The following is a 26,182-nucleotide window of genomic DNA, read 5'->3' as shown; positions in this document are numbered from 1 at the left end:
TAGCGGGCCTTTATCGAGTCAGTTATTCGTCAGCCATGTAGACTTTAATGATGCGAGACAAGGTGTTTACCAAGAGCTCTGCTTCAGTATCAGACATGATTAGTGGTGGCAGCATACGAACAACCTTACCGCCTCCGGTAACATTCAGAAGAATGCCCTTTACTTTAGAAAGTACCGCCAGCTCGGTGCCAGCTTCGGTCAGTTCGATAGCAATCATCAGACCTTTGTTACGGATCTCTTTCACATAGCTGGCATCGCCAAGCTGAGCTTCGAAACCGGCAACGATCTTGTCGCCTAAGAATGCTGCGCGCTGATCCAGATTCTCGTTAGTGATAGTGTCTACAACTGCCAGTGCAGCGGCGCAACATAGCGGGTTGCCGCCATAGGTCGAACCGTGGGTGCCGGGAGAAAGAATCTCAGCTGCTTTACCACGTGCCAGGCAGGCGCCAATAGGTACACCGTTGCCCAGGCCTTTAGCGGTAGTAACAACGTCTGGCAGGATATTGTTCTGTTGATAAGCAAAATAGCTACCGGTACGACCGTTGCCAGTCTGAACTTCGTCCAGCATCAGTAGCATGTCGTTAGCATCGCAGATATCACGTAGCTGATTCAGATAATTGTCAGCAGGGATCACAACGCCGCTTTCGCCCTGAACGGGTTCAACCAGAATCGCAACGACGTTAGCATCAGCCGCAACGATATTTTTAATCGCTTCAACATCATTGTAAGGCGCGCGCACAAAACCGCTGACTAAGGGTTCAAAACCAGCCTGAGCAGAACGGTTACCGGTTGCGCTAAGCGTGGCCATAGTACGGCCGTGAAAAGAGCCTTCCATCACAATAGTAACGGGCTTATCGATCCCTTTTTTGTGTCCGTAGCGTCGAGCCAGCTTAATGGCCGCTTCATTAGCTTCAGCACCAGAGTTGCCAAAGAAAATGTTATCCATACCTGAGATGTGAGTCAGACGCTCTGCCAACTGCTGCTGCAGTGGGATAGTGTACAGGTTGGAAGTATGGATCAGCTGGCTGGCCTGTTCGCTGATTGCTGTGGTAACTGCTGGATGAGCATGGCCCAGACCACAAACGGCGATACCGCTTAATGCATCCAGGTATTTGTTGCCGTCCGTATCATATAGCCAACAGCCTTCACCATGGTCAAAAGCCACGGAAAGACGCGAGTAGGTATTCATAACGGGCTGTGTAGACATCTGTGTCCCTCTCTGCAACGCAAAACGGCAGCGGGGTCTTCAGCGAATGCCGGTATTAATTGAATACCAGTTTGAGTCGCCGTTTCCCTAAGGCTGCCGAACGGAAAACCAGCCATTCTAGGTGCTTGTTTGTGAATTAGCAAGAATGGAACTGAACTTGAGATTTTGAGTGTGCGCCCCCATATTAATAGACACATGCTGTGGCTCAATATAGTAGCTGATTTAGCGTGCTGGGCGGGATAATTTCTTGCCTTACCCGAGTAAATTGATCGGGTTTATGCTAGGCTGTGCGCCACAGTTAATGATCAACGCCTGCATCGCTGGCGTAATGTAAGAATATAGGTAGGACTTATGAGCGTTGTTGATACTATTAAAGAGCAAATTGAATCTAACGATATCCTGTTGTACATGAAAGGAACGCCGCGTTTTCCTCAGTGCGGATTTTCTTCCCGTGCTTCTGAAGCGGTTATGTCCTGCGGTGCGCGGTTTGCTTTTGTAAATATTCTGGAAAGTCCTGAAATTCGCGCTGAGCTGCCTAAATATGCTAACTGGCCAACTTTTCCACAGCTGTGGGTAAAAGGTGAGCTGGTCGGTGGTTGCGACATTATTGCTGAGATGGCTGAAAACGGTGAGCTTAAAGAGCTGATCGATACAGTTGCCGGTGAAGATCAGTCTGAAGAAGGCTGATAGCGGCATTATAGGTATTGTTTATTAGTCGTATAGTTGTGTTCTATTAGTGTTATAGCAACAGTACGGCTAAGCTATGTTAACTTTGTATTTTTAAGTTAATTTTTGCGGTTAACGCTTTTCTTAATGGAGATAAAAAATGGGCGTATTAGTAGGTAAGCAGGCTCCGGATTTTACAGCACCAGCAGTACTGGGTAACGGTGATATTGTTGATGCTTTCAATCTGACTGAAGCAACTAAAGGTAAAAAAGCGGTAATTTTCTTCTACCCGCTGGATTTCACTTTCGTTTGCCCATCTGAGCTGCTGGCTTTTGATCACCGTATCGAAGAGTTTAAAAAGCGTAATGTTGAAGTGATCGGTGTGTCTATCGATTCCCACTTCTCTCACAATGCGTGGCGTAATACGCCGGTAAACGAAGGCGGTATCGGCGCTGTAAACTACACACTGGTTGCTGATATGACTCACAGCATCTGCCAGGATTACGATGTTGAATCTGAAGGCGGCGTTGCTTTCCGTGGTTCTTTCCTGATCGACGAAGATGGTCTGGTACGTCACCAGGTTGTTAACGATCTGCCACTGGGCCGTAACGTTGACGAGATGTTGCGTATGGTTGATGCTCTGGCATTCCACCAGGAGCACGGTGAAGTTTGTCCAGCTGGCTGGACTGAAGGCGATAAAGGTATGGATGCTTCTCCAGCAGGCGTTGCTGCATACCTGACAGAGAATGCTGACAAGCTGTAATTTCGAAAGAAATTTAAATATAAAAAACCCACCTTAAGGTGGGTTTTTTTGTGCTTTTTTAAGCGAACAGCGAACAGCGAACAGGGGTAGTCTGCTACAGCTCTGACCTGTCAGGCTATTCGTAGTTATCTTGTACCATCTGCCAGCCGCCCAGATCTTTCCAGCGATTCACAATAGTGCAGAACAGTTCTGCGGTTTTCATCGTGTCGTAGAGTGCTGAGTGAGCCTGGTGGCCGTCGAAATCAATATCAGCCAGATCGCAGGCTCGGGCCAGGACGGTGTGACCAAAGGCCAGACCGGCCATTGTTGCTGTATCGAATGTGGAGAACGGATGGAAAGGGTTGCGTTTAATATCGCAGCGCTCAGCCGCGGCAGAGACAAAACCGTGATCGAAGGACGCATTATGTCCGACCAGAATAGCCCGTTTACAGTTGTGTGCTTTTACCGCTTTACGAATAGGTTTGAATATCTTTTCCAGTGCTTCCTGCTCTGGAATGGCTCCCCGTAACGGGTTATAGGGATCAATGCCGGTAAACTCCAGCGCCGCTTTTTCCAGGTTAGCACCTTCGAACGGATCTACATTGAACTCATAACTCTGGTCAATCAGTAGATTGCCATCGTCATCCATAGTCAGGGTTACGGCTGCAATTTCCAGAAGGGCATCGGTCTGGGAGTTGAAGCCAGCGGTTTCAACATCGATGACAACGGGTAGGTAGCCGCGAAAACGGTTCGACATCGGGTGTTGGTACTGGGCGCTTCTATTCAATGATCTTCCTTAATGACCTGTTTATGGTCAGCGTTAGTAATTACCTGAACTCAAGTGTAAAGATTTGCTTGTAGTTTCACAAATGCCAGACTAAATATCATCTGAATCAGATGCTGGAGTTTCTGTTCAGAGGTGATTTTTGTTGGTGAGTATTCACCTGTATAGTCTAAAGCTCGTTATAGTAGTGCCGATAACAGTTGCGATACCAATCCTTTATGGAAGATCAGTAGTTTATGCGATTAGCTCAGCTTTTATTAAGCTCTTTGTTTGTTAGTGCTTTATCTGTCAGTACTGCTTTGTTGCCTCAGCAAGGCATGGCTGCAGGTTATGCTGCATCTATTGAAAAATCTAAATGGGATCTGGAAGCATCTAAGTTCAGTTGTCGGTTATCTCAGCTTATACCTCTGTTTGGTGAAGGGGTGTTTGATCATGAAGCGGGAGAGCAGGTACGTTTTACACTTAAGCCTCTGCAAGGGCATGGCCTGAACGGCAAGGTTCAACTGCTGGTTGAAGCATCGCCCTGGCAACCGGGTGTAGCAGTTCACCGGATAGGTGAAGTTGAATTTACCAGCAACGGACAAATTCCCGTGTCGGAACAATATTCCCGACAGATGTTGGCGAGCCTTTTTAAAGGCCGGATGCCAACTTTTCTGGCGCAAAACTGGTCCGGTACCAATGAATCAGTAAGGATCGGGCTGTCGGCGGCTAATTTCCCTCCCGCATATGAGTCTTACGCTGATTGTGTGGCGCAATTGTTGCCGGTTAATTATCGACAGATTGCCAGGACAGCAGTGCTCTTTCCTTCGGCTCAATGGCAGCTATCTGACTCGACAAAAGCGCGTTTGGATCTGATCGCGATCTACGTCAATAATGATGATGCAGTGAATTCGGTCTATGTTGATGGACACTCAGATGCTCAGGGTCGCAGGTTGGCGAACCGGGATTTATCCAAAAAACGGGCAGAAGCGGTAACGGCTTATCTGGAGCAAAAAGGGGTTAATCCTGATCTGATTACGACCCGTTACCACGGCGAACGCTATCCGGTGGAACAAAAAAATAATCGCGCCACCCGCGATCGTAGCCGTCGGGTAACTATCCGTCTGGACCGCAACTGAACACTTCATATTCCTGACTCTATAGCCGTATATAAAATGAGCGCTGAAGGCTCTGTTACTCTGCTGTAATCGTGATACAATTGCGCCCTTTCCTATTTTGGGTATCCGGTAGAGGCTATGCTGCTCTCTACGCGGCTGATATTGCGTTTGGAGCCTCTCTATGTCCGATATTAAAAAGGTTGTGCTGGCCTACTCCGGCGGCCTTGATACTTCTGTAATCGTGCGTTGGTTACAGGAAACTTATAACTGTGAAGTGGTGACCTTTACTGCTGACCTGGGTCAGGGTGAAGAGGTTGAACCGGCTCGTGCTAAAGCTGAAGCACTGGGTGTTAAAGAGATCTATATCGAAGATCTGCGTGAAGAGTTTGTCCGCGATTTCGTTTTCCCGATGTTCCGTGCTAACACTATCTATGAAGGAGAGTACCTGCTGGGTACTTCTATTGCTCGTCCACTGATCGCTAAGCGTCTGATAGAGATTGCTAACGAGACCGGTGCGGATGCGATCTCTCATGGTGCAACGGGTAAAGGTAATGATCAGATTCGTTTCGAGCTGGGTGCCTATGCATTGAAGCCGGGCGTAGCTGTTATTGCTCCATGGCGTGAATGGGATCTGACATCCCGTGAAACATTGATGAAGTATTGTGAAGAGCACGATATTCCGGTTGATTTCTCAAACAAGAAGAAGAAATCACCATACTCAATGGATGCTAACCTGCTGCATATCTCTTATGAAGGCGATATCCTGGAAGATCCATGGGCTGAAGCTGAAGCGGATATGTGGCGCTGGTCAGTATCTCCTGAAGAGGCTCCGGATCAGGCAACTTATATGGACCTGACTTACGAGAAAGGTGATATTGTTGCTATCGACGGTAAGGCTATGAGCCCTGCGACTGTTCTGGAATACCTGAATAAGGTCGGTGGAGAGAACGGTATCGGTCGTCTGGATATCGTTGAGAACCGTTTTGTTGGTATGAAGTCCCGTGGTTGTTATGAAACTCCGGGAGGCACGATCATGCTGCGTGCGCACCGTGCAATCGAGTCTATCACCCTGGATCGTGAAGCTGCGCATTTGAAAGATGAGCTGATGCCGCGTTATGCCAAAGTTATTTATAACGGCTTCTGGTGGTCTGAAGAGCGTAAGATGCTTCAGCAAATGATTGATGAATCTCAGCGCTATGTGAATGGTGATGTTCGCCTGAAGCTTTATAAAGGCAACGTTATTGTTGTTGGTCGCCGTTCTGACGATACTCTGTTCGATGAGAACATTGCTACCTTCGAAGATGATGCGGGTTCTTATGATCAGAAAGATGCAGCCGGATTCATTAAGTTGAATGCTCTGCGGATGCGTATTGAAGCAGGTAAAGGTCGGGATCTTTCCTGATTCGCCATTCTGAATCGTATTTGTTAATTAAAAGCCTCGTTATGTCACCATAACGGGGCTTTTTTGTGCCTTTAGTACTCGCTATCTGCTTTGATAATTATCTGATTTATATGATACTTCTGATGGGCTTGCGAATTGTGCTAAAAACAACGATTTGAATTAGTGCTATTCAAGGCCTTTCTTTTCACCAGAATGTAGAGTGTATGGAAATCAGCTATTCAGATAAAAAAGTACTGATTGTTGATAACCGCCTGGAAGATCTTGGGGAACTCAAGACAATTCTGGGGCGCATGGGTGTGGCTGGTATTCAGGTTGCCTCATCGGTGAATATGGCGCTGGTATTGTTGCGTGAGCAGCATTATGACCTCTGTTTTGTGGTCTTTGATCTGGGTAAAGAGCAGAAGAACGGTCTGCAGCTGGTTCAGGAAGCAACCGCTGAAGGTATCCGCAAGTTTTCAACTCTGTTTATTCTTATTGTTGATCCTGACCGTTCAAAGTTGTTGTTCGGCTCGCTGGACAGTTCTCCCGATACTTATATTTCAAAACCTTACGCCGAAGCTAAAGTGCGTTATCGGGTTGAGAAAATAATGCGGGTTAAATCAGTTCTGCAACCATTAGAGAGACTGTTGGATGCGGGTGAGTTGCAATCAGCGCTGGATATGTGCAGTAAGCTGTCTCAGGTGTATCCGGGTCTACAGCTATTTATTCAGCGTTTGCGGGGGATTATTCTGTTGGAGCTGGGTTTGTATTCTGAAGCGGAGCATCTGTTTGAGAGTATTGTCACGCAGCGGGATCAACCCTGGGCCCGGATAGGCTTAGGTGTTTCACTCTGTCATCTGGGGCATTATCGGAGCGCTCGTCGGGCGTTACAGTACGTGATTGATGAGTCTCATTTTTGTGTCGAGGCTTATACCTGGCTGGCCAGAACCTATAGAGCTGTTGGCGAACGGGGGGAGGCTATAGCGCTGTTAAGAAAGGCGATAATGCTACAGCCTTCTGTACCTGAATTGTTCGGCGTGTTGGGAAGTTTGTCGGCACAAAACAAAGAATGGAATATTGCCGCCGAGGCTTATACCAACTCGATTAGGTATGCCCGACACAGCTGCTACCAGTCAGAAGAGAATTATTTCAGTCTGGTGATGGCATTGTTGCAGCAAAAGACAATCGATCCTGAAACTGAGGAACGTATTATCCGGGTTCTGGAAGATGTAATGCTGGAATTTCCCGATGATCCGATAGTGCGATTTAAATCACGTTTGATGGCAGCTCAGACCTACCACCGTTCCGGCTCGGTCGAGCGTGCAGGCCTTGCCGCCAGAAATGCATTTGATCTGTTTTGCCAGTTAGAGCTATCTGATAAAGCAGCATGGCTTGATCCTTTTGTTGAGGGGATGGAGGGGAGTGTTCTTGAGCAGGATGCTCAAGCGCTGAAGCAGCAATTAAGCCGGGATAGCGCCACTTTGGATTGGGGGCGTTTGAATGTTCAGGGGATGCTGAGTTACCGGAAAAAGGACTACCGTAAAGCCCTGGGGTACTTTGTGCGGGCGGATGGGTTATTACCTAATAACCCCAGTATCATGTTAAATCTTATTCAGGCTGCACTGGAGCAGGCTAAAAAGCCCGGCCCAGAGCGGCATGAGCTGCTATTACAATGTGATAATGCGCTATACAGTATTAATTACGGTGCTTTGAGTGCTCGTCAGCAGAAGCGTTATCTTGCTCTGGCTGAAAACTGTGCGGAGATGGTTAAGGAGATGGCTCAGGTAAAACGGGTCAGTGAAGAAGATATTTAAGTTTCGATGCTTATATTTCTGAGTGCCTGGTAAAGCTTAGATCAGATTGTTTCATCGTCAGCCAGGATAGGGTTGGAAATATACTCATCAGAATTGTTGTGGCTAAACGCAGAACGCGCCAGTTTACGGGTCAGTATTTTTTGCTGTGCTGCCTCTGGCAGGTCGGTAAAGAGTATCGTTTTCTTTGCAATCAGCAGATCAATCAGATCCTCTAGTATCCGGCTTACATCGGCATCTGATTTTTCCAGAAACTCCATTGGTGTATTGGTTTCATTGTTGCTGGACAGAAACATCAGTACTTCCGGGTCTTGTATATCTACAACGCTAGAGTTATCAGTAGGACTTGCCGATAGTGAAGTGATCAGGCCCGCTTCATTTCTGATTGCGAAAAGCATAGATGAATCCTATTTAGATATTTCAGTACTGTAAGTTCAGTGCTTTTAGTCGTTAATGGCTATTGATAGCCCGGTGCCCTTGGCAGTCAGGTACAATAAAAACTAAGTATGGCCGGGTTGTTTTATCAGGGTCAAGGCTGTGTTAATCAGTTTGGGGATATTACTTTGCTGATCTGTGTCAGTCGCTATAGTTTTGCGTTGATTGCATATTAGATAGCGGCTAGATAAAATTGCTGTTAATAAAATAAGCTTCCGAAAGGGGTGCAGAGCAGATCATTATATTCTGATCGCCGCAGCCCTTTTTTATTATGTCTGAGTGATTATGAAATCCCATAAAATCCAGCAAGCCCCAATTCCGATGCGGACGGTAGGTCCGATAAAAATTAGCGGTCATGTTCTGAATGAGAAGATCGCTGTGCCTCTGGCTACTTATGAAACACCGTTGTGGCCTTCTGTGGGTCGTGGTGCGCGGGTTTCAACGCTCACTGAAGAAGGTATCAAAACGACGGTGGTTGATGAGCGGATGACGCGGTCAATCCTGTTGGAAGCGGATGATGCATTTGAGGCAGTTCAGGCGCTGAACTCTATTAAATCCCGTAAAGATGATCTGAATAAGGTCGTGGCTACCAGCAGCCGATTCGCCAAACTGATCGATATGAACAGTCAGGTTGTTGCAAACCTGATCTATCTGCGACTGGAATTCACCACCGGCGATGCATCAGGTCATAATATGGTCACTAATGCGGCTGATAAGTTGTTTCCCTGGTTGTTGAAAGAATATCCGCAGTTACGTTACTCCTCGATCTCTGCAAACTATTGCTCTGATAAAAAAGCTACGGCGGTTAACGGTATTCTGGGGCGGGGAAAATATGTTGTTAGTGAAATCCTGATTCCCCGTGATATCTGCGAGCGCCGTTTGAAAACCACGCCGGAAAAAGTGGTTGATCTGAATATTAAGAAAAACCTGATCGGAACGATGGTCGCCGGAGGTCTGCGCAGTGCAAATGCACATTATGCCAATATGCTGCTGGCCTTTTTCCTGGCAACCGGACAGGACGCAGCCAACATTATCGAAGGTTCTCAAGGGATTGTGCATGCCGAGGTGCGTGACGGGGATCTGTACTTCTCCTGTACTTTGCCAAATCTGATTATGGGCAGCGTGGGTAACGGTAAAGGGATCGAGTTTGTCGAAGAGAACCTGCGTGAGCTGGGCTGTAAGGAAGACCGTGAGCCGGGTGCTAATGCGCGTCGTTTGGCGGCGATCTGTGCAGCAACAGTGCTGTGCGGAGAGTTATCGCTGATGGCTGCGCAGACTAATCCCGGTGAGTTGATGGAGTCTCATCTGAAGATGGAACGCTAATGTCTGATCAGACCAATGATCGTAAAATTGAGCATATTCAGGCCATTGAGAAGGATCCGGATACCGATCGTGACGGTCGTTATTTCGATACCATTCATCTGACCCACCGGGCATTGCCTGGTCTGGCGCTGGAAAAGATAGATACCCGGATTGAATTTTTGGGTAAATCGTTGAGCTTTCCGTTATTGATATCTTCGATGACCGGTGGTGATCATGCGCTCATTAAGAAGATTAATCGAAATCTGGCTGAAGCGGCGGAACGCACTGGTGTTGCGTTGGCGGTAGGTTCCCAGCGAGTAATGTTTACTCAGCCATCGGCTAGGGAGAGCTTTGATCTTCGCCAGTATGCCCCGACGACCGTTCTCTTGGGTAATATTGGTGCAGTGCAACTGAATTGTGGTTTCTCTGTTGAAGAGTGTCAGCAAGCGGTTGATCTGCTTGGTGCGGATGGTCTGTATCTTCATCTGAATCCATTGCAGGAAGCGATACAGCCAGAGGGTGATACTGATTTCTCTAGTCTGACTGATAAAATCGCAACGGTGGTTAATGAATTATCGGTGCCGGTGATGTTGAAAGAGGTTGGTTCAGGTTTATCACCACAGGATATAGAATCGGGGTTGTCAGCTGGGGTTAAATGGTTTGATCTGGCCGGTTGCGGCGGTACCTCCTGGAGTCGAATTGAGCACCATCGGGCAGTGAATAAAGGTGATTCTCTTGGAATTCGGTTCCAGGATTGGGGAATCCCAACACCACTTGCGTTAAAACTGGCTGAGCCGTATCAAAATAGTGCAGGTTTCATTGCCAGTGGCGGTCTCAGGGATGGGATTGATATGGTTAAATCTGTTATACTCGGCGCCTCGCTCTGTGGCATGGCCGCACCCTTTTTGAAACCCGCAATGGAATCTGCGGATGCGGTGGTCCTGGAGATAGAGCGGCTCCGGCGTGAATTTACCACAGCGATGTTTTTGCTGGGCATGCCGGATGTGAATAAATTATTTATGAATCGGGCTCTCATTCTGGGCGAGCGTTGAGGATTTTAAGTACGTATGTCCGTCGGTATTGATGAAATCAGCTTTTACACTTCCAACTATTTTCTGGACCTGAAAAACCTGGCAGAGATGCAGCAGATTGATGCTGACAAATACTACCAGGGAATTGGTCAGGAAAAGATGGGTATGCCTGCACCTGATGAAGATGTAGTAACTATGGCTGCCAATGCGGCCCTGCCTCTTATTGAGCGTGTGGGTGCAGACGCAATCAGTACGGTTATGTTTGCTACTGAAACAGGTATTGATCAGTCTAAATCAGCCGGTGTCTATGTACATCGTCTGTTGGGTCTGACTGCTAACTGCCGTGTCGTTGAGCTGAAACAGGCCTGTTACAGTGCAACTGCAGCAATTCAGATGGGCTGCGCGCTTGTTGCCCGTCAGCCCGAAAAAAAGGTTCTGGTTATTGCTTCAGATGTAGCGCGATATGATCTGGATACTCCCGGTGAAGCGACACAGGGTTGTGGTGCGGTCGCTATGCTGATTACAGCGAACCCCCGTTTAGTTGAAATCGATGCGGAAGTCGGCAATCATACTGAAGATGTGATGGATTTCTGGCGCCCTAATTACCGTTCTACCGCGCTGGTGGATGGTAAGTACTCTACTAAGATCTATCTGCGTTCGTTGAAGTTAGCCTGGGAAAATTTCCGTGAAGCCAGCTCGCTGGCATTCAATGATTTTCAGCATTTTTGTTATCACCTGCCATTCACCCGTATGGCGCAGAAAGCACATAAGCATCTGGCCCGTGTTAATCAAAGTGAATTAAGCCCTGAATCGCTTGATCTTCAGCTTGAAGATACACTGATATATAACCGGATTATCGGCAATAGTTATACCGCTTCAATGTATATTGGCCTGGTGTCTCTGTTAGAGAATGGTAAGCAGAATCTGGCGGGTAGCCGGGTTGGATTCTTTAGTTATGGTTCAGGCTGTGTCGCCGAGTTCTTCTCCGGTAAAATTGTGGCAGGCTATGAAAAATACCTGCACCGGGACAGGCATCAACGGATGTTGGAAGCCCGAAATGAAGTGTCTTATGACGAATACCTGAAACTTTACAACGATGTTGACCCTACCGACGGTGGTGAACATCTGAAAGGGGCAGGTACAACAGGGCGTTTCCGTCTGGCTGGTATAGCTCATCATAAGCGTGAATATATCGCCTGTTAATGCTTGTGCCCCGGGTAAGCTGATTCTCAGTGGTGAGCATTCAGCGGTTTACGGGGCACCAGCTATTGCGCTGGCCGTTAATCGTTACATTCGTTGCCAGTCATCTCCTTTATCTACTCCTGAATTAAGCTGGCGTATGCCCGATACCGGCTGGCAAGGGCGTATTAGTTTCATTGAATTACGGCAACTTTCTGACCGGCTTGATCAGCGCTTTGAATTGTTTGAGCAGGACAAGCTTTCTGCAGGACAAATTCTTGAAGCGCCGCAACAGTTAGCTTTATATGCCTTAGCGCAATGTCTTCCTGCCGATTACTCAGGTCCGGGTGTCGATCTTGAAATTTTTTCAGAGCTTCCGTTAGGATCAGGAATGGGGTCATCGGCAGCATTGAGCGCTGCGATTACTCGTATAGCTCAATCAATTTTTTCTGGCACGGCTTTGCAAACCACCGAACAATTGTTTCAGCGGGTACGCTATTGTGAACGTTTGTGTCACGGTCGGGGCGGGCTTATTGATGCCGCCACGGTGAGTTATGGCGGGTTGGTTCAGGTTCGGCATGGAGCTGTAAATACGCAGGCTTCGGCTCTGGGTGATGGCTGGTTTTATATAAACTCAGGAAGCCCGATTGTAGGTACCGGAGACTGTGTTGATCAGGTACGCAGGCACTATGCCGAATCTGATATCTGGCATGATTTTACGGCTGTGACAGAGGGTTTGATGCAAGCTATTGCCTGTGGAGAAAATCCTATCCAGTTGCTGCGCCAGAATCATCGTTTGTTAAACACTATTGGTGTCGTACCTGAACCGGTAGCTGAATTTATTGCCCGGCTGGAATCACTCGGCGGTGCGGCTAAGATAAGTGGAGCAGGGGCGGTTGCAGGCAATGCCGGCGGAGCATTAATTGCCTATGCGCCTCAGCTTGATCTGTCAGATCTGTGTCATACAGCCGGTTATAGTTTTATGGCCATTGAAGAGGATAATGCAGGTGCCCGACTCTGTTAATGCAACGGTTTCTAGTCCACTTGGTAAACTGACGGTTTCAGCGCCCGGTAGTCTCATGTTAATGGGCGAGCACTCAGTGCTGTTTGGTCAGCCGGCATTGGCCTGTGCTGTTGATAAACGAATGACTGTTCAGTTGCTACCCAGAACGGATCGAATCGTTACCGTCGATTCGGCGCTGTCCTGTTATTCAGCGAGCCTGGATGACCTTAAACCTGATGCTGAGTTGAGTTTTGTGCTGACCGCTATCAAGCGTCAGTTGCATGAACTGCCAGCGGGATTTGATCTGAAGATCAGTTCTGAGTTCTCTCATACGGTGGGGCTGGGCTCTTCAGCTGCAGTGACGGCTGCGATGGTGACCGCATTACAAGCCTATTGTGGTAATGACTGTAGCGATCAACTGGCTTTATTTAATGAAGCGCTGGCTGTTGTGCATCAGGTGCAGGATGGTCGGGGTTCCGGTACTGATCTGGTTGCGGCGGTTTATGGTGGGGTGGTTAGTTACACCCTTGCTGATGCAGATAAAGAGGTTGGTCCCCGGATTAAAGCGCTGAGTGGTTTGCCGGATATCTCACTTTTTTATGTGGGATATAAGATGAAAACGCCGGATGTTCTGAAATATGTTGAGCAACTGTATCAACAGCAACCGGAACTTTATGATGCTATCTACCGATTAATGGGGCAGACAACAATGCAGGCCGAAACCGCAGTGGATAACGCTGACTGGTCCGGTTTTGCACAGTTGATGAATATTTATCAGGGCTTGATGGATGCACTGGGCGTAAATGATCAGAAACTGGCGCATATTATCTATAGTCTGCGCCAGCAAGATACGGTGCAGGCAGCAAAAATATCGGGTTCGGGTCTGGGAGACTGTGTGCTGGCGCTTGGTCTTGCTGCTAGTATTGAAGGGCCTTATGAACAAATACCGGTAACAGTTTCTGCAAAGGGAGTCATGGTTGAATATGGGTAAGTCAGGTACTACAAAACAGAGTGTTATTGCTCAATATCTGCCTGCAGTGGTAGAGCCGCAGTCTGATGCGATGGCAGAACCGGTGTTTGCGCCTAGTAATATCGCTCTTTGTAAATACTGGGGTAAGCGTGATGCTGAATTAAACTTACCGGTAAACAGTAGTTTATCTATCTCTCTGGCGCACCTTGGAACTAAAACCCAACTCTCGGTTGCAGAAAAAGATGAGGTCTGGCTGAACGGTAATCAGTTGGCAGCAGATGATAAATTTGCGGTTAAAGTCATCCGTTATATTGACCTTTTTCGAGGTGATAATAGTCAGGCGGTTAAAGTCGAAACTGAAAACAACATTCCTACTGCCGCAGGGCTGGCATCCTCAGCGTCCGGATTTGCCGCGCTGATGTTGGCTATCAATCAGTTCTATGGTCTTAACTTTGAACCTCAGGTTTTGTCTGCTTTTGCCCGAATGGGCAGTGGTAGCGCCAGTCGTTCTCTTTACCATGGGTTTGTTGAATGGCAGATGGGCTACCGTGATAACGGTATGGATAGCTTTGCGATGCCCCTGGAACATAGTTGGCCTGATTTGCGCGTCGGGTTAGTGAAAGTCAGTACCGCTGAGAAAGCGGTTGATTCACGTTCGGGCATGAACCGAACGGTAGATACGGCTCACCTTTATCAGAGTTGGCCACTGCAGGCCGCTGCGGATCTGGAGAAGTTGCACCAGGCGATAGCGAATAAAAATTTCACATTGCTGGGCGAAACCGCAGAACAGAATGCTTTGTCGATGCACGCGACAATGATTGCGTCCTGGCCACCACTGCTTTACTGGCAGCCTGACTCCGTCGCTGCGATGCAGGCTATCTGGCAGTTACGAGCCAGCGGTACAGAAGTCTATTTCACCATGGATGCCGGTCCCAACCTTAAGCTGCTATTTAGTGCCGCGAATGAAGCGGCGGTAAAACAGCAGTTTCCAGCCATGGAAGTGGTGTGCCCGTTCACCTGAACCCAGTCTGCGAACCTGAAGCCCAGCAACAGGGCTTTATTCTTACCCGTCAGCAAAGTGATGGTGCTGACGGGATCGACTTTACCTTCTGGCTACAACAAAATAACGGTGCTGTGTCGGTTACCGTAACCGGCCAGGAAGCCATTCTTTTTGTGTTTGATCGGGATGCTGAGGCTATCAAGCAGCTGCTACAGCCTTATGCTGGATGGCGCCTTATCGATCTGGATCTTAAAGATCTGGAGCAGCAGAGTGTTCATGGCCTCTATTGTCGTTCTCTGCAAACCCTTCGACAGATCACCGATCTGCTTAATAAACATCATATCCCGATGATCGAAGAAGATATCCGCCCGGTGGATCGTTACCTGATGGAACGGTTTATTCAGGGAGGGGTTAAGGTTGTTCGAAGTCATCAGGGAGTGCAGTTAAAGCCCTCAGAGTATGAACCCCGGTTGAAGATGTTGTCGCTGGATATTGAAACCACCATGCAGGCTGACCGGGTGTTTTCAATCGGGCTTTATGGTGGCGGTATCAGTCGGGTACTGATTATTGGTGATGGTCAGGATGAACCCTGGTTGAGATATCTGCCGGATGAGCGCGCTCTGTTATCTGCTTTTGTGTCTGAGGTTACCGCTTTTGATCCAGATATTTTTATTGGCTGGAATGTGGTCGGTTTTGATTTTCGGGTGCTGTATGAGCGGTCAAAGCGTCTGGAAATCAGTCTGAAGCTTGGTCGTGATAACTCGACCGTTCAGGTAATTCAATCGGCACAGGGAAAGTGGTTCTGCCGCATCGCAGGGCGGGTGGTGCTGGATGGTATCGATACCCTTAAAGGGGCGACTTTTCAGTTCGAAAGCTTTTCACTTGAGTATGTCGCTAACCAGTTGCTGGAGCGGGGTAAGCTACTCGGGCACCAGTCGGATAATGGCTTTGGTAATGGCTTAAATAAAGGCGAAGAGATTCAGCAGGTATATCGGGATAATCCACGACAACTAGCGGAGTATAATCTGGAAGATTGTCGTCTGGTGTGGGATATCTTTGCAAAAGCGCAGCTATTGCATTACCTGGTAGAACGCAGCAATTTAACCGGACTGGCGTTGGATAAAGTCGGAGGCTCTGCCGCAGCATTTGATAATCAGTATCTGCCACGGTTGCATCGTAAAGGCTATGTTGCGCCGGTATACGCTTCAGGAGACTCTGATCTGGGGGCTCCGGGTGGCTTTGTTATGGATTCCCGGCCTGGGCTGTATAAGCAGGTATTGGTGCTGGATTTTAAAAGTCTGTATCCGAGTATTATCCGTACCTTCATTGTTGATCCTTTTGCTCTGGCAGAAGGCACAGGTACAGATTGTGACCCGGACGATCTGGTGCCGGGTTTTAATAGGGGGATCTTTAGTCGTAAAAGTACGATTTTGCCCGGCATTATCGAGCGACTATGGCAGGCCAGAGATCGGGCAAAAGCGGAGCAGAATAAGCCGTTATCGCAAGCGATAAAGATCATCATGAATAGTTTTTACGGTGTTCTGGGCTCCAATGTATGTCGTTTTTTCGATCAACGTCTATCCGGCTCGATAACCCTGCGTGGTCATGAAATTCTTAACCGAACCCGGGATAAAATTGAGCAAGAGTTTGGTTATACCGTTATCTATGGAGACACTGATTCGGTCTTTGTCTGGTTAGGTGATGATTTTCCGGAACCGCAGGCAGCGGCAGAGGGGGCTAAGTTAGCCCGGTTTCTGAACCGCTGGTGGGTTGAAGAGCTGCAACAGCGTTTTTCATTGCCCTGCTATCTTGAGTTGGAGTACGAGACCCACTATCGCCGCTTTCTTATGCCGACTATGCGGCATTCCGAGAAAGGTACCAAGAAGCGTTATGCCGGTATTCGACTGCATAGCGATGCCACTGAGGAAACTGTTTTTAAAGGGCTGGAAACAGTACGTTCGGACTGGACGCTCTTGGCGCGCCGGGTTCAACGGGAGCTTTATCAGCTCATTTTTACTGACCAGCCCTATGTGGAATACATCAAGCAGGTTGTTGCTGATCTGAAGAGCGGTAAACTGGACCATGAACTGGTTTACCGAAAACGGCTGCGCCGTCCTTTGGAGCAGTATATCAAGCAGCAACCTCCCCATGTACAAGCGGCACACAAAGCTTGTGACACATTGCAAAAACAGGGTAAGCTAGGTCGAATCTCTGCAGGGATGCATATAGAGTATCTGATAACGGTAAATGGACCTGAACCGCTTCAATTCGCCAGCTCTCCAATCAATTATCAGCATTACCTCGATCGTCAGCTTGCACCGGTTGTGGATACTATTCTGGTATTCCTCGGGCAAGACTTCGAAAGCTTATGCGCTCCGCAATTTAAGTTGTTTTAGTCGATCCAGTTGTACGCTAGAACATAAAAACTGCATGTTTTCTAACAGGAGTACTGGAACATGATGCTGTTTTTGAGTGGTAATCATAACGATCTGCGCTCAGCTGTAAATGCAATTGGTGCCAGTGTGGCGATCTATAGCCAAGAGGACAATAAACAGTTCACTATAGTCAGCGCTAATGAGCTGTTTACTGAAATAACTGATATTGAAGTCAATAGCATGATCGGCGCCAGCTTGCGTGAGCTCTTTCCCCGCTATGTAGAACAACCTTTGTACGACAAACTTTGTGAATGTGTCACCAGTCAGTCATCGGTTGAGATGGAGATGGTTATCGATCGATCGGGTCAGCAGCGTTGGTGGCGTATTATCTTTTCCCCGGTGGTCAGTGATCGTGCTCATGTAAAGCGGGTGTTGACCACCGGTGTTGAGATTACTGATAAAAAGCAGTTGGAAAAGTCTTTGATGAATAGTCGTAACCGTTTTGAAGCGGTGGTAGAGGCTGCTTACGATGGCATTATCTCGGTCGATGAGAATCAGAATATTAAACTGATTAATCGTGCCGCCTGCGATATCTTTGCCGCCCAGAAAGAGGATCTGATGGGGCAAAGCCTAAATTTATTGATTCCCCATAAACACCGTCGCCATCATAAAGGTTATGTTAATTCATTTGGTAATTCTCCGATTTCTTCTCGTCCGATGGAGTCTCGGGTCACTGTGCGCGGGTTGCGCAGTGATGGTACTGAATTTCCAGCTGAGGTAACAATTGCCAAGATTAATGTGGGCGGGAATACCGAATTTACCTCGGTAGTCAGGGATGTTTCAGAGCGTGCGCGTTTGATTGAAGAGCTGCAGAAAGCAGCAACGGAAGATCCGTTGACGGGCATCAGCAATCGACGCTTTCTGGAAGAGGGGCTGAACCGTGAGCTGGAGCGCTGTCGCCGCTTTGGTCACTCGGTTAGTGTGGTGATGATCGATCTGGATAATTTTAAATTACAAAATGACACTTATGGTCATCATTTCGGCGATGAGATTCTGGTTATCGTTACCCGCTTTATTAGTGAACGATTGAGAGAAGTTGATATCCTTGGCCGTTGGGGGGGAGATGAGTTTCTTGTGGTATTACCCCAGTCCAGAATGGATGATGCTGTGCAATGGGTTGAGCGCATAAAACGTGAGTTGGCTAATGTGAAAAATCAGTTATCGCAACCGGTAGACTGTATAAGTGCCAGTTTTGGGGTAGTAGATAGCTTCGGGGAGGAAACCCTGGAAAAACTGATAGAACGGGTTGATAAAGCGATGTATCGGGATAAAAGTGGAATCTTGTAGGTGCAGTTATGGTTTATGGCCATCGAGCGAGTAGCTGTCTTATTAAAGTGTTGTAGCGAAGGCGTTATGATCAAAGGCGTTATGGTTCACTAATTTATCAGGTAGATAATCTAAGCCGTGATATGAGAGATCAGCCAAGCTGAATCTATCAGCGGCTTTTATTGTAGATAATACGAGTAGATCTACCTCTGGGAAAATTACGTGCTATATTGTTCTGGCTATAGGGAGAATTGCGTGCCAGATATCTGGCTGTGATTTTATGCTGGATGTAATAGAGCAGGGATGGCGATGCTTCACTTTGATCAGCTTCAGACGCCCGTCTGGATTTACGATACCGTTAATTTTCGCATACATTGGGCAAACAGCAGTGCCTTGGATCTGTGGCAGGCTGACTCGCTGCCAGAGCTGACTTCACGGGATTTTCGTACCGATGCATCTGATGCGGTTTATCAGACCTTACTAACTTATCTTGATGAGTTTGAAAAAGGCCATTCTATCTGTCGTTGGTGGCGGCTTTCGCCACAAGGGCAAGTTAAAGATGTTTATTGTCAGTTTTCAGGTATCCGCTTGGATGATGGGCATATGGCAATGCTGGTGGAAGGGCTGGAAACCGATAAAGACCAGCTTAATCCATTGTTCAGTGGCGCAGCAGTAGTGTCTCTGCTTGATGCGAAGGGAGATCTTATTAGTGCCAGCCCTTCATTGCAGGAACAGTTCGGTGGTCAGATTCATCAGTTAGCTAACCTTTTACAATACCCTGAACAGGTACCTGTATTACTTAAAATAGTGTCTGAACAGGGCTTTCATCAGGAAGATATCAGGGTTAAAACCCTACGTGGATGTCGCTGGTACAGTATTGAATTACGTCGCGCCCGTAATGCTGCTGAGGGTCAGTTTACCGTTACTTTGCAGGATATTCATGATCGTAAAAGCCGGGAGCTGCAGTTTCAGCAGATGGCGTTGCTCGACCCTCTGACTGGAATATTGAATCGAACCGGAATGATGCAAAAGCTCAGTCTTTTGGTTGAACGGGATATTTCATTTTCACTTTTCTATCTTGATCTGGATGGTTTCAAACCCATCAATGATAGCTTCGGGCACGGGGCGGGTGATGAACTATTGCTTGAAGTTGCTAACAGACTCAAGCAGCTGGCCGGTGAAGGGACTATGATCGCCCGAATTGGCGGTGATGAGTTTATTGTCGCGGTCGAAAATGCGGCGTCAGAGGAGCAGCGAAGAGATTTTGCATCATCAATAGTGGCAACTGTATCCGGTCAATACCTGGTCGTTAAAGAGTCAATGGAGATCTCGCTTTCAGTTAGTGTAGGTATCGCGTGTTTTCCTGAGCATGAGCAAGATCTGAACCTGCTGTTAGCTGATGCTGATACTGCAATGTATATGGCAAAGAATAGTGGTCGAAGGTGTTGGCTGGAATATCGGCAGGGGATGCGGGAACAGTTTCATCGTCGTACGCATATCTCTCAAAAGTTGAGTGTTGCTCTGAGTGATAATGAGTTTTCTCTGGTGTATCAGCCGATCATCAATGTGACTACAGGCTCCGTTATCGTTGTTGAAACACTGGTGCGCTGGAACAGTCCTGAGTTGGGGGTTGTTTCGGCTGAAGAGTTGATCGATGCCGCAGAGCACTGCGGTATGATCCGTGATATTAGTAGCTGGATCTACAAGCAGGCTTGTCAGGATTTTATAGCGATCCGAAACCGCTTTGGTGAGCAGGTGCTGCTATCGGTCAACATCTCAGGCTTGCAGATCTTGCAAGGGAGTGTTGTTGAGTCCTTAGTTGATGCGTTGGCCGATACGGGTCTTAAACCGGACGACCTGGTGCTGGAGCTGACCGAAAATGTGATGCTACCGGATTCGACAGAATACGCGGGTACGATAAATCAATTAGTCGCAATGGGGTTTGGTATCGCCATTGATGACTTTGGTTCAGGTTTCTCCTGTCTTGCGTATTTGAATAGCATCCCTGCCGACTGGGTTAAACTGGACCGAGAATTTGTCAGGCAGCTGAATAAAGGTACTGAAACTATCCGTTGTATCAATCAATTGATAAATGCATTGGGTATGCAGGTAATCGTTGAGGGGATAGAGAATCAGACCCAGTCTCATCAATTGAAGGCTTGTGGCGTGCTTAATCAGCAAGGTTTTTGGCATTCAAAACCGATAGGGTTGCAAGGATTGCTTAAGGGCTCTGGAGAGCTGCGCAAAATCAATGATATGTGATACCTGAATCATGTAGTATTTACCTGTAAGCGAATCACATTTGGCTGAGGCAGATATCATGAGTGACTATAAAGGTAAGGACCTGCAGCAAGTGGACTGGTATGGCAAAGACCTGTTTCAGACAGATCTGTCCGGTGCCGATCTGCGCGGGGCTACGCTGGCTGAAGCTGATCTTAGCCATGCCTGCTTAGTCGGCGCTGATCTGCGAGGGGCTGATCTGTCGGGCGCTGATCTATATCATGCAGACCTAACCGGTGCCAATCTGCGAGAGGCTAGTCTACGTGAAGCTCAGTTGTTTCATTGCAAGCTGGATAAGGCTGACTTCACAGAAGCCTGTTTGATAAAAGCTAATATGAATACTTCATCGGCCCGGCAGAGTTGTTTCGATAAAGCAGACTTCTATGAGACGACGATGTTCAGTGCTGATTTGACAGAAGCCTCAATGAAAGGGGCGGATTTTTTTCATGCCGATCTGTTTCATGCCAATCTGCATAAGACCGATCTGACCGGTTCAGATCTGACGGATGCTTATCTTTCTAATGCTGATCTGAGTGAAGCGGTGCTTGATGCGGTGGATCTGAGTGGTGCAACGATGCCTGACGGAACTATCTGTGCAGCCGGATCAATCGGAGAATGCATCGTTAAAACGGCAGATGACATGGGCTTTCCTCCGATAAAAATGCCTGGTTTCTGATGCCTGGTTTCTGATAAAACGTTAAAGTTTCGATTTCTGTTTCCGATATAGTTAGTACGATTTCTTTTTAGTAGAGCGTTGTTAGCAGTGCTTAGTTAGTAGCGCTTTTAACTAGTGCTTTGGAGTTGTGCTATGGAAATTTCCGCAGCCTCTGTATCAGCTTATCAACAGGTAAATATACAGAATGATGTTGCTACCGCCGTGGCGGGAAAAGCTAAAGATAATCTTGAGCTGCAAGGGGCGATGGTGTTACAGCTGCTGGAAAGTGCGGTGCAGATAACGGATCCAACCTCGCCGCTGGGGCAGACAATAGACATAAGGGCTTAGTTAAAGGTAGGGCTGAGCTATGGGCGGAATGAAAGGCCGAACTGAGGGTTAAATTCAGCAGCCAAAATAAGTGTTCCCTATTGCTGTGCTAAATATGATTGCTGGACAAAACCGCTCACAGAGCGGTTTTTTATTTGCCGGGATACAGTTAACAGACCATCTGGCATTAGGGTATATCTGCGATGCTCGAAGCTATATTTTGGCTATTGTTATAACCATCTCTTGAGTAAGTAATGTCTGCAGATGATGTGAGGGGAGTATTGATGCTACCGATGGGAACGATTATGACCAGTTGTATGGTGCTCGGATTGCTGTTTGCTACCCGGCTACCTTTGTTCAACCAACTACAGCGCTTACCAGTCCCGATCAGGAATACGGCTGCAGGACTGGTGTTTCTGGCTGGGTGCTGGAATGTATTCTGGTATGCAATGCGCCATCTGACAGAGTTTTGGGGTGTTGCTGCACTGGTATCAGGCCTGCTGTTACTGCTTACCTCGGTCTTAATCTATGATCCCAGACGTTTACCTGCTGTAGTGCGGCGTAGCAGAGCGGCGGTGTTATTTATGTTGCTTTGCTGTGCTTTGTTATATGGCATTACTATCTACCGACTTTAAGCTGTTAATTGCATGATTCTAAAATGAAAAAAGGAGGCTGGCGGGCCTCCTTTTTAGTTCGGTTATCAATTTCCTAATTAAGTTCTCTGAATCATGCTTATTTAGTCATTAATGAGAAATATAACCAGCGTTTTAGGGCCGTGGGCGCCCATCTGTAATTTCTGCTCTATATCAGCACTTCGCGAAGGTCCGGTTATCATGTTCACAGTACGAGGCAAAGTTAAACCGGACTCAGTACCTCCGAACGCCGCACGCACTTTTTTCCAGGCCTCCTCATAAACACCAACAATAGTTGAGCGGCGCAGAATAACCAGATGGTTGTCCGGCAGGAAGTTCAGCGTGGTCGGGCTATCAGGTCCCGAGTGCAGCATCAGGGTGCCGGTTTCAGCAATCCCTGCAAAGCTGCTGGTAAGGCTGGCAATATCGCCTGCCTGCGCGACTCGCTCAACTCTATCAACATCGGCATTAAGAAGTGGACTCCAGTCCAGTGAATTAATCTCACTGCTGCTGGCACTGATTAACTGATCGATGTGACGTGTTTTAAGCCAGTCTGCACAGGCCTGGGGAACCAGGGCGATATTGTCCAGTTCGATTAGCTCGGCAACGGCTTCGGTTGCCATCGCTTTAAACAGTTCTACTTGTTCATCATGGGGCAGTTGGGCCCGTTGCGGGATCAGATTGTCAGCCTGCGCATTAAGACGGTTCTGAACGGCTTGTTTTTGTTCGGCAGAAGCTTCACCGCTGTTGCCTTTACGGCCCAGGCCGCGACGGATGTTGCCAAATATTTCAGCGCGGCTTTTGGCGACTGTTTGTTTTACGCTCATGGCTTTTATTCCTGCGCTCATGGCTGCTCTCCCGCTTTCTGTTGTTCTTTCCAGCTTTGCATAAAGGTTTTGCCTTGTGGGGCAGGCATATCTCGCCAATCGGTCCAGCCTCCGGCTAATGGCATTTTTTCTATCTTGCCTTTTTTGCCGGCCCATCTTTTCATGAACCAGGTGGCCATCCGGGTATAGGTTTTATAAAGCACAGGACGTTTAGCAAGGAAGGCCCAGCCAGCGATGCCGTAGCGCACTGCTTTCGGGCTGAGGTGTTTCTCGAACTCGTCTTCACGCCAATGACGCATCAGCTTAGGTAGTGGGATTTTAACCGGGCAGACCGATTCGCATTTACCACAAAAGGTTGAGGCATTAGGTAGCATGCCGCCTTTTTCGATACCGATCATCTGAGGGGTTAGTACAGAGCCCATCGGTCCTGGGTAAACCCAGCCATAACTGTGACCACCCACAGCACCATAAACAGGGCAGTGGTTCATGCAGGCGGAACAGCGAATGCAGCGCAGCATATCCTGAAGCTCAGTTCCGACCATTTCGCTGCGACCGTTATCGACCAGTACCACGTGGAAGTTTTCCGGGCCATCCTGATCACCTTCACGGCGCGGACCAGAAGAGAGTGTGTTGTACACGGTAAACTCTTGTCCGGTGGCTGAACGTGCTAACAAACGGAGGAACAGCGTCATATCTTCCAGTGTCGGAACCACTTTCTCGATGGACGTAACCACGATATGAGTTTTAGGCAATGTTTGAGTCAGATCGCCGTTACCTTCATTGGTGACAATGATGGTAGAACCTGTTTCAGCGACACAGAAGTTCGCCCCGGTGATACCAACATCGGCGGCAACAAACTTATCCCGCAATACTTCACGCGCTTCCTGCATCAGCACCGCAGGGTCGTCTGACTTAGGTCGTTTATGATGTTCATGAAAGGCTTCGGCAACATCATCCAGATTAAGGTGTATTGCCGGGGCGATAATATGGCTTGGGTGATCACCCCGTAGTTGCAGGATATATTCACCCAGATCAGTTTCTACCGGCTGTACGCCATTCTGTTCCAGGTAATCATTAAGGCCAATCTCCTCTGTTACCATCGATTTACCTTTGGTAACTGTCTTGGCGTTCTCCTGTTTGCAGATATCGAGAATAATCTTATTTGCGTCTTCTGATGTACGGGCCCAGTGTACGTGGCCACCATTTTCAATTACTTTAGCCTCGAACTGTTCCAGGTACAGGTCCAGGTTTTCCATGACATGGTTTTTCAGGTCGCGGCCCTGGTTGCGTAGTTCTTCGAATTCGGGCATCCGGCTAACGGCGATGGCGCGTTTTTCTGGGAAGCCTGCTTTAAGATTGCCTAATGCCCGTTGCAGGTTTTTATCTTCCATCGCATCGTGGGCACGTTCTTTAAAAAAGGGCGTATTAATTTGCATCGTATTTTCCTTTATTAAAGTGGCTTAAAGTTGGCTGGCAAGGTCGTAATCGGCTTCGCCGATGGCGGGAATATCGGTCATGCCGGCGAGGACCTCAACTACGTGACGGGCTTCAATTGATTTGCCTTCCCGTTTCAGCTTGCCAGCCATGTTTAGCAGGCAGCCAAGGTCACCGCCGAGCAGTGTGTTGGCACCGCTATTGCTGATGTTGTCGGTTTTATTGCTCACCATACGATTAGATATTTCCGGGTATTTGACGCAGAAAGTACCACCGAAACCGCAGCAGGTTTCAGCTTCTTCCATCTCGTTAATACTGAGCCCTTCAACTTGTTGGAGTAGCTTTCTTGGCTGATCTTTTACGCCAAGTTCCCGCAGTCCGGCGCAGGAGTCATGATAGGTGACGGTTCCGTCAAAGCGTAATTGATTAAGCTTCTCTTGCAAGGTTTCAAGCCCCATAACATCAAACAGGAAAGAGGTTATTTCGTGGCTTTTGGCGGCCAGTTCGGTGGCTCGGGCAAAGTACGGATCTGTACTGATAAACAGATCAGGATATTGATGCAGCATGCCGATACAGGAACCTGAAGGACCAACAACGTACTCATAACCATCGAATGCATCGATAGTCTGGCGGGCAATATCGGCCGTTGTTTTGCGATCACCTGAGTTAAATGCGGGCTGACCGCAGCAGGTTTGACGTTCAGGCACTTCAACTGTGCAGCCGGCTTGCTCCAATAATTTAACGGTGGCGAAGGCGACAGTGGGGCGGAACATATCAGCCAGGCAAGTGACAAAAAGACCAACGCGGGGTGATGTATTTGGCATTGTAAGTTACCATTTTTATAGTTATCAGCTCGCGGGTTTTGCGGGCTTCAGGCTCTGACAATTAAGTAGAACTGTTGAGTAAGGTTGTTAAGCAAGATAGTTAAGGCTGTACTAAAAAGAAATGCTACACTGGTAACTGGTCTGACCAAACAGGAAGATTATTAGAAGGTTAAAGCGCTAATGTCGGAAAGCCTGAGTGAAAATTTGTTACTAAGCCTGAAAGAGAGTCTCTATAGCGGAGAACTGTTGCCCGGCGCTGAGCTGCAATCACAGCGTCGGATGTCCGAAAGTTATGGTATGTCTCGCTCGACTGTTCGAGAGGCTATAGGGCAGTTGGAGGCTGAGGGCTATATTGATATCCGGCATGGTGGGAAAACCCGGGTTAATAACCTGTTGGAGCCTCACTTTAATATGCCCCTGGAAGGCATTGGAGGGCTGGGTGATAACCCGGAGTTTCAGCGTCAGGTGCTAGATGTAAGGGCGATGTTAGAAGGCGAAGCTGCATTTTACGCTGCCAGCCGGGCGACCGATCAGCAACTTCAGGCGTTAGATCAGGAATATCAGTTGATGCAGCAGCGCGGACAACGTGAGACAACCCTGGAGAAAGCTAAAGAGGATCTGCGTTTTCATATGATGATTGCAGAATCGTCCCATCATCTGCTGATTATCTCTTTTAGTCAGCTGTTCTATACCCGCTTTTTTAATGCCATATATGGCGTGTTGGACCGGACCTTAAAACGTTTTGGCCGCTATCCCGATGGCATCCGTTTGCAGCACAGTGCGATCCATCAGGCGATTATGGCCCGGGACGCCGATACGGCCCGTAAAACGGCAGTGGAACATATTCTTTATACCCGTAGGCATCTGGAAGAATAGACCCCTTCAAACACGCCT

The 26,182-nt window shown here is 47.9% G+C and carries 24 protein-coding genes; 18 read left to right on the top strand and 6 right to left on the bottom strand.

Features of this window, described 5'->3' with window-relative positions:
• Window positions 1–22 precede the first annotated feature (22 nt).
• Window positions 23–1,207, bottom strand: a complete 1,185-nt coding sequence (locus EHS89_RS14020) for an aspartate aminotransferase family protein (protein WP_124926786.1) — start codon at window positions 1,205–1,207, stop codon at window positions 23–25.
• 351 nt (window positions 1,208–1,558) lie between these two features.
• Between EHS89_RS14020 and grxD the strand changes: the two genes are divergently transcribed.
• Window positions 1,559–1,894 (top strand): Grx4 family monothiol glutaredoxin, encoded by a 336-nt coding sequence (grxD, locus tag EHS89_RS14015; protein ID WP_124926785.1) that lies wholly within the window; start codon window positions 1,559–1,561, stop codon window positions 1,892–1,894.
• A gap of 139 nt (window positions 1,895–2,033) precedes the next feature.
• Entirely contained in the window at window positions 2,034–2,636 is a 603-nt protein-coding gene (locus tag EHS89_RS14010) for a peroxiredoxin (RefSeq protein WP_124926784.1), read from the top strand.
• A 115-nt stretch (window positions 2,637–2,751) separates the two neighbouring features.
• Here EHS89_RS14010 and rnt read toward each other — a convergent pair whose 3' ends face one another.
• Window positions 2,752–3,372: a ribonuclease T gene (gene rnt, locus EHS89_RS14005; RefSeq protein ID WP_124926979.1), complete on the bottom strand. Its 621-nt coding sequence runs from the start codon at window positions 3,370–3,372 to the stop codon at window positions 2,752–2,754.
• Between the two features lie 263 nt (window positions 3,373–3,635).
• Here rnt and EHS89_RS14000 point away from each other — a divergent pair, with 263 nt between their 5' ends.
• The 3 genes from EHS89_RS14000 to EHS89_RS13990 all read left to right on the top strand — a co-directional run bounded on the left by EHS89_RS14000 (window position 3,636) and on the right by EHS89_RS13990 (window position 7,691).
• Window positions 3,636–4,517, top strand: a complete 882-nt coding sequence (locus EHS89_RS14000) for an OmpA family protein (RefSeq protein ID WP_124926783.1) — start codon at window positions 3,636–3,638, stop codon at window positions 4,515–4,517.
• A 160-nt stretch (window positions 4,518–4,677) separates the two neighbouring features.
• Complete coding sequence (locus EHS89_RS13995; protein ID WP_124926782.1) at window positions 4,678–5,898, top strand: argininosuccinate synthase; 1,221 nt, start codon at window positions 4,678–4,680, stop codon at window positions 5,896–5,898.
• A gap of 203 nt (window positions 5,899–6,101) precedes the next feature.
• Window positions 6,102–7,691: a tetratricopeptide repeat protein gene (locus EHS89_RS13990; protein ID WP_124926781.1), complete on the top strand. Its 1,590-nt coding sequence runs from the start codon at window positions 6,102–6,104 to the stop codon at window positions 7,689–7,691.
• 41 nt (window positions 7,692–7,732) lie between these two features.
• Here the strand turns inward: EHS89_RS13990 and EHS89_RS13985 are convergent, their stop codons facing one another.
• Complete coding sequence (locus EHS89_RS13985) at window positions 7,733–8,086, bottom strand: hypothetical protein (protein WP_124926780.1); 354 nt, start codon at window positions 8,084–8,086, stop codon at window positions 7,733–7,735.
• Between the two features lie 322 nt (window positions 8,087–8,408).
• On the opposite strand from EHS89_RS13985, the gene EHS89_RS13980 reads away from it, so the two are divergent.
• The 12 genes from EHS89_RS13980 to EHS89_RS13925 all read left to right on the top strand — a co-directional run bounded on the left by EHS89_RS13980 (window position 8,409) and on the right by EHS89_RS13925 (window position 22,206).
• A complete protein-coding gene (locus EHS89_RS13980) occupies window positions 8,409–9,446 on the top strand; it encodes a hydroxymethylglutaryl-CoA reductase (protein ID WP_124926779.1) in 1,038 nt (345 codons plus the stop codon).
• Window positions 9,446–10,477 carry a type 2 isopentenyl-diphosphate Delta-isomerase gene (gene fni, locus EHS89_RS13975; protein ID WP_124926778.1) on the top strand — a complete coding sequence of 344 codons (1,032 nt, stop codon included), beginning with the start codon at window positions 9,446–9,448 and terminating at the stop codon, window positions 10,475–10,477. The genes EHS89_RS13980 and fni overlap by 1 nt, the downstream gene beginning before the upstream one ends.
• Window positions 10,478–10,492: 15 nt before the next feature.
• The gene (locus EHS89_RS13970) at window positions 10,493–11,659 is read left to right on the top strand and encodes a hydroxymethylglutaryl-CoA synthase (protein ID WP_124926777.1); all 1,167 of its coding nucleotides are present in this window, start codon (window positions 10,493–10,495) and stop codon (window positions 11,657–11,659) included.
• On the top strand, window positions 11,640–12,659 hold the full coding sequence (locus EHS89_RS13965) for a mevalonate kinase family protein (RefSeq protein WP_124926776.1): 1,020 nt from the start codon (window positions 11,640–11,642) through the stop codon (window positions 12,657–12,659). Before EHS89_RS13970 ends, EHS89_RS13965 begins: the two co-directional genes overlap by 20 nt.
• The gene (gene mvk / locus EHS89_RS13960) at window positions 12,643–13,629 is read left to right on the top strand and encodes a mevalonate kinase (protein ID WP_268239404.1); all 987 of its coding nucleotides are present in this window, start codon (window positions 12,643–12,645) and stop codon (window positions 13,627–13,629) included. The genes EHS89_RS13965 and mvk overlap by 17 nt, the downstream gene beginning before the upstream one ends.
• Entirely contained in the window at window positions 13,622–14,629 is a 1,008-nt protein-coding gene (gene mvaD, locus EHS89_RS13955; protein ID WP_124926977.1) for a diphosphomevalonate decarboxylase, read from the top strand. Before mvk ends, mvaD begins: the two co-directional genes overlap by 8 nt.
• Window positions 14,614–17,004: a DNA polymerase II gene (locus EHS89_RS13950; RefSeq protein WP_229753756.1), complete on the top strand. Its 2,391-nt coding sequence runs from the start codon at window positions 14,614–14,616 to the stop codon at window positions 17,002–17,004. The genes mvaD and EHS89_RS13950 overlap by 16 nt, the downstream gene beginning before the upstream one ends.
• A 60-nt stretch (window positions 17,005–17,064) precedes the next feature.
• Entirely contained in the window at window positions 17,065–18,330 is a 1,266-nt protein-coding gene (locus tag EHS89_RS13945; RefSeq protein WP_124926775.1) for a sensor domain-containing diguanylate cyclase, read from the top strand.
• Between the two features lie 282 nt (window positions 18,331–18,612).
• Complete coding sequence (locus EHS89_RS13940) at window positions 18,613–20,571, top strand: putative bifunctional diguanylate cyclase/phosphodiesterase (protein ID WP_124926774.1); 1,959 nt, start codon at window positions 18,613–18,615, stop codon at window positions 20,569–20,571.
• Between the two features lie 58 nt (window positions 20,572–20,629).
• Entirely contained in the window at window positions 20,630–21,265 is a 636-nt protein-coding gene (locus tag EHS89_RS13935; protein ID WP_124926773.1) for a pentapeptide repeat-containing protein, read from the top strand.
• A gap of 132 nt (window positions 21,266–21,397) precedes the next feature.
• Window positions 21,398–21,592 carry a putative motility protein gene (locus EHS89_RS13930; RefSeq protein ID WP_124926772.1) on the top strand — a complete coding sequence of 65 codons (195 nt, stop codon included), beginning with the start codon at window positions 21,398–21,400 and terminating at the stop codon, window positions 21,590–21,592.
• A 233-nt stretch (window positions 21,593–21,825) separates the two neighbouring features.
• A complete protein-coding gene (locus EHS89_RS13925; RefSeq protein WP_229753755.1) occupies window positions 21,826–22,206 on the top strand; it encodes a hypothetical protein in 381 nt (126 codons plus the stop codon).
• Window positions 22,207–22,307: 101 nt separating this feature from the next.
• Here the strand turns inward: EHS89_RS13925 and EHS89_RS13920 are convergent, their stop codons facing one another.
• From EHS89_RS13920 to EHS89_RS13910, 3 genes are read right to left on the bottom strand one after another with little or no spacing between them, the layout of a single operon-like run.
• A complete protein-coding gene (locus tag EHS89_RS13920; protein WP_124926771.1) occupies window positions 22,308–23,030 on the bottom strand; it encodes a LutC/YkgG family protein in 723 nt (240 codons plus the stop codon).
• A gap of 17 nt (window positions 23,031–23,047) precedes the next feature.
• Complete coding sequence (locus EHS89_RS13915) at window positions 23,048–24,466, bottom strand: LutB/LldF family L-lactate oxidation iron-sulfur protein (protein WP_124926770.1); 1,419 nt, start codon at window positions 24,464–24,466, stop codon at window positions 23,048–23,050.
• Window positions 24,467–24,490: 24 nt separating this feature from the next.
• Window positions 24,491–25,288 carry a (Fe-S)-binding protein gene (locus EHS89_RS13910; protein WP_124926769.1) on the bottom strand — a complete coding sequence of 266 codons (798 nt, stop codon included), beginning with the start codon at window positions 25,286–25,288 and terminating at the stop codon, window positions 24,491–24,493.
• A 180-nt stretch (window positions 25,289–25,468) separates the two neighbouring features.
• On the opposite strand from EHS89_RS13910, the gene EHS89_RS13905 reads away from it, so the two are divergent.
• Entirely contained in the window at window positions 25,469–26,164 is a 696-nt protein-coding gene (locus EHS89_RS13905) for a FadR/GntR family transcriptional regulator (protein WP_124926768.1), read from the top strand.
• Window positions 26,165–26,182 lie beyond the last annotated feature (18 nt).

Source organism: Amphritea balenae (assembly GCF_003858655.1).
GTDB lineage: Bacteria > Pseudomonadota > Gammaproteobacteria > Pseudomonadales > Balneatricaceae > Amphritea > Amphritea balenae.
The sequence above is the reverse complement of the archived record's forward strand: the minus strand, read 5'-3'. Positions and strand labels throughout refer to the sequence as shown.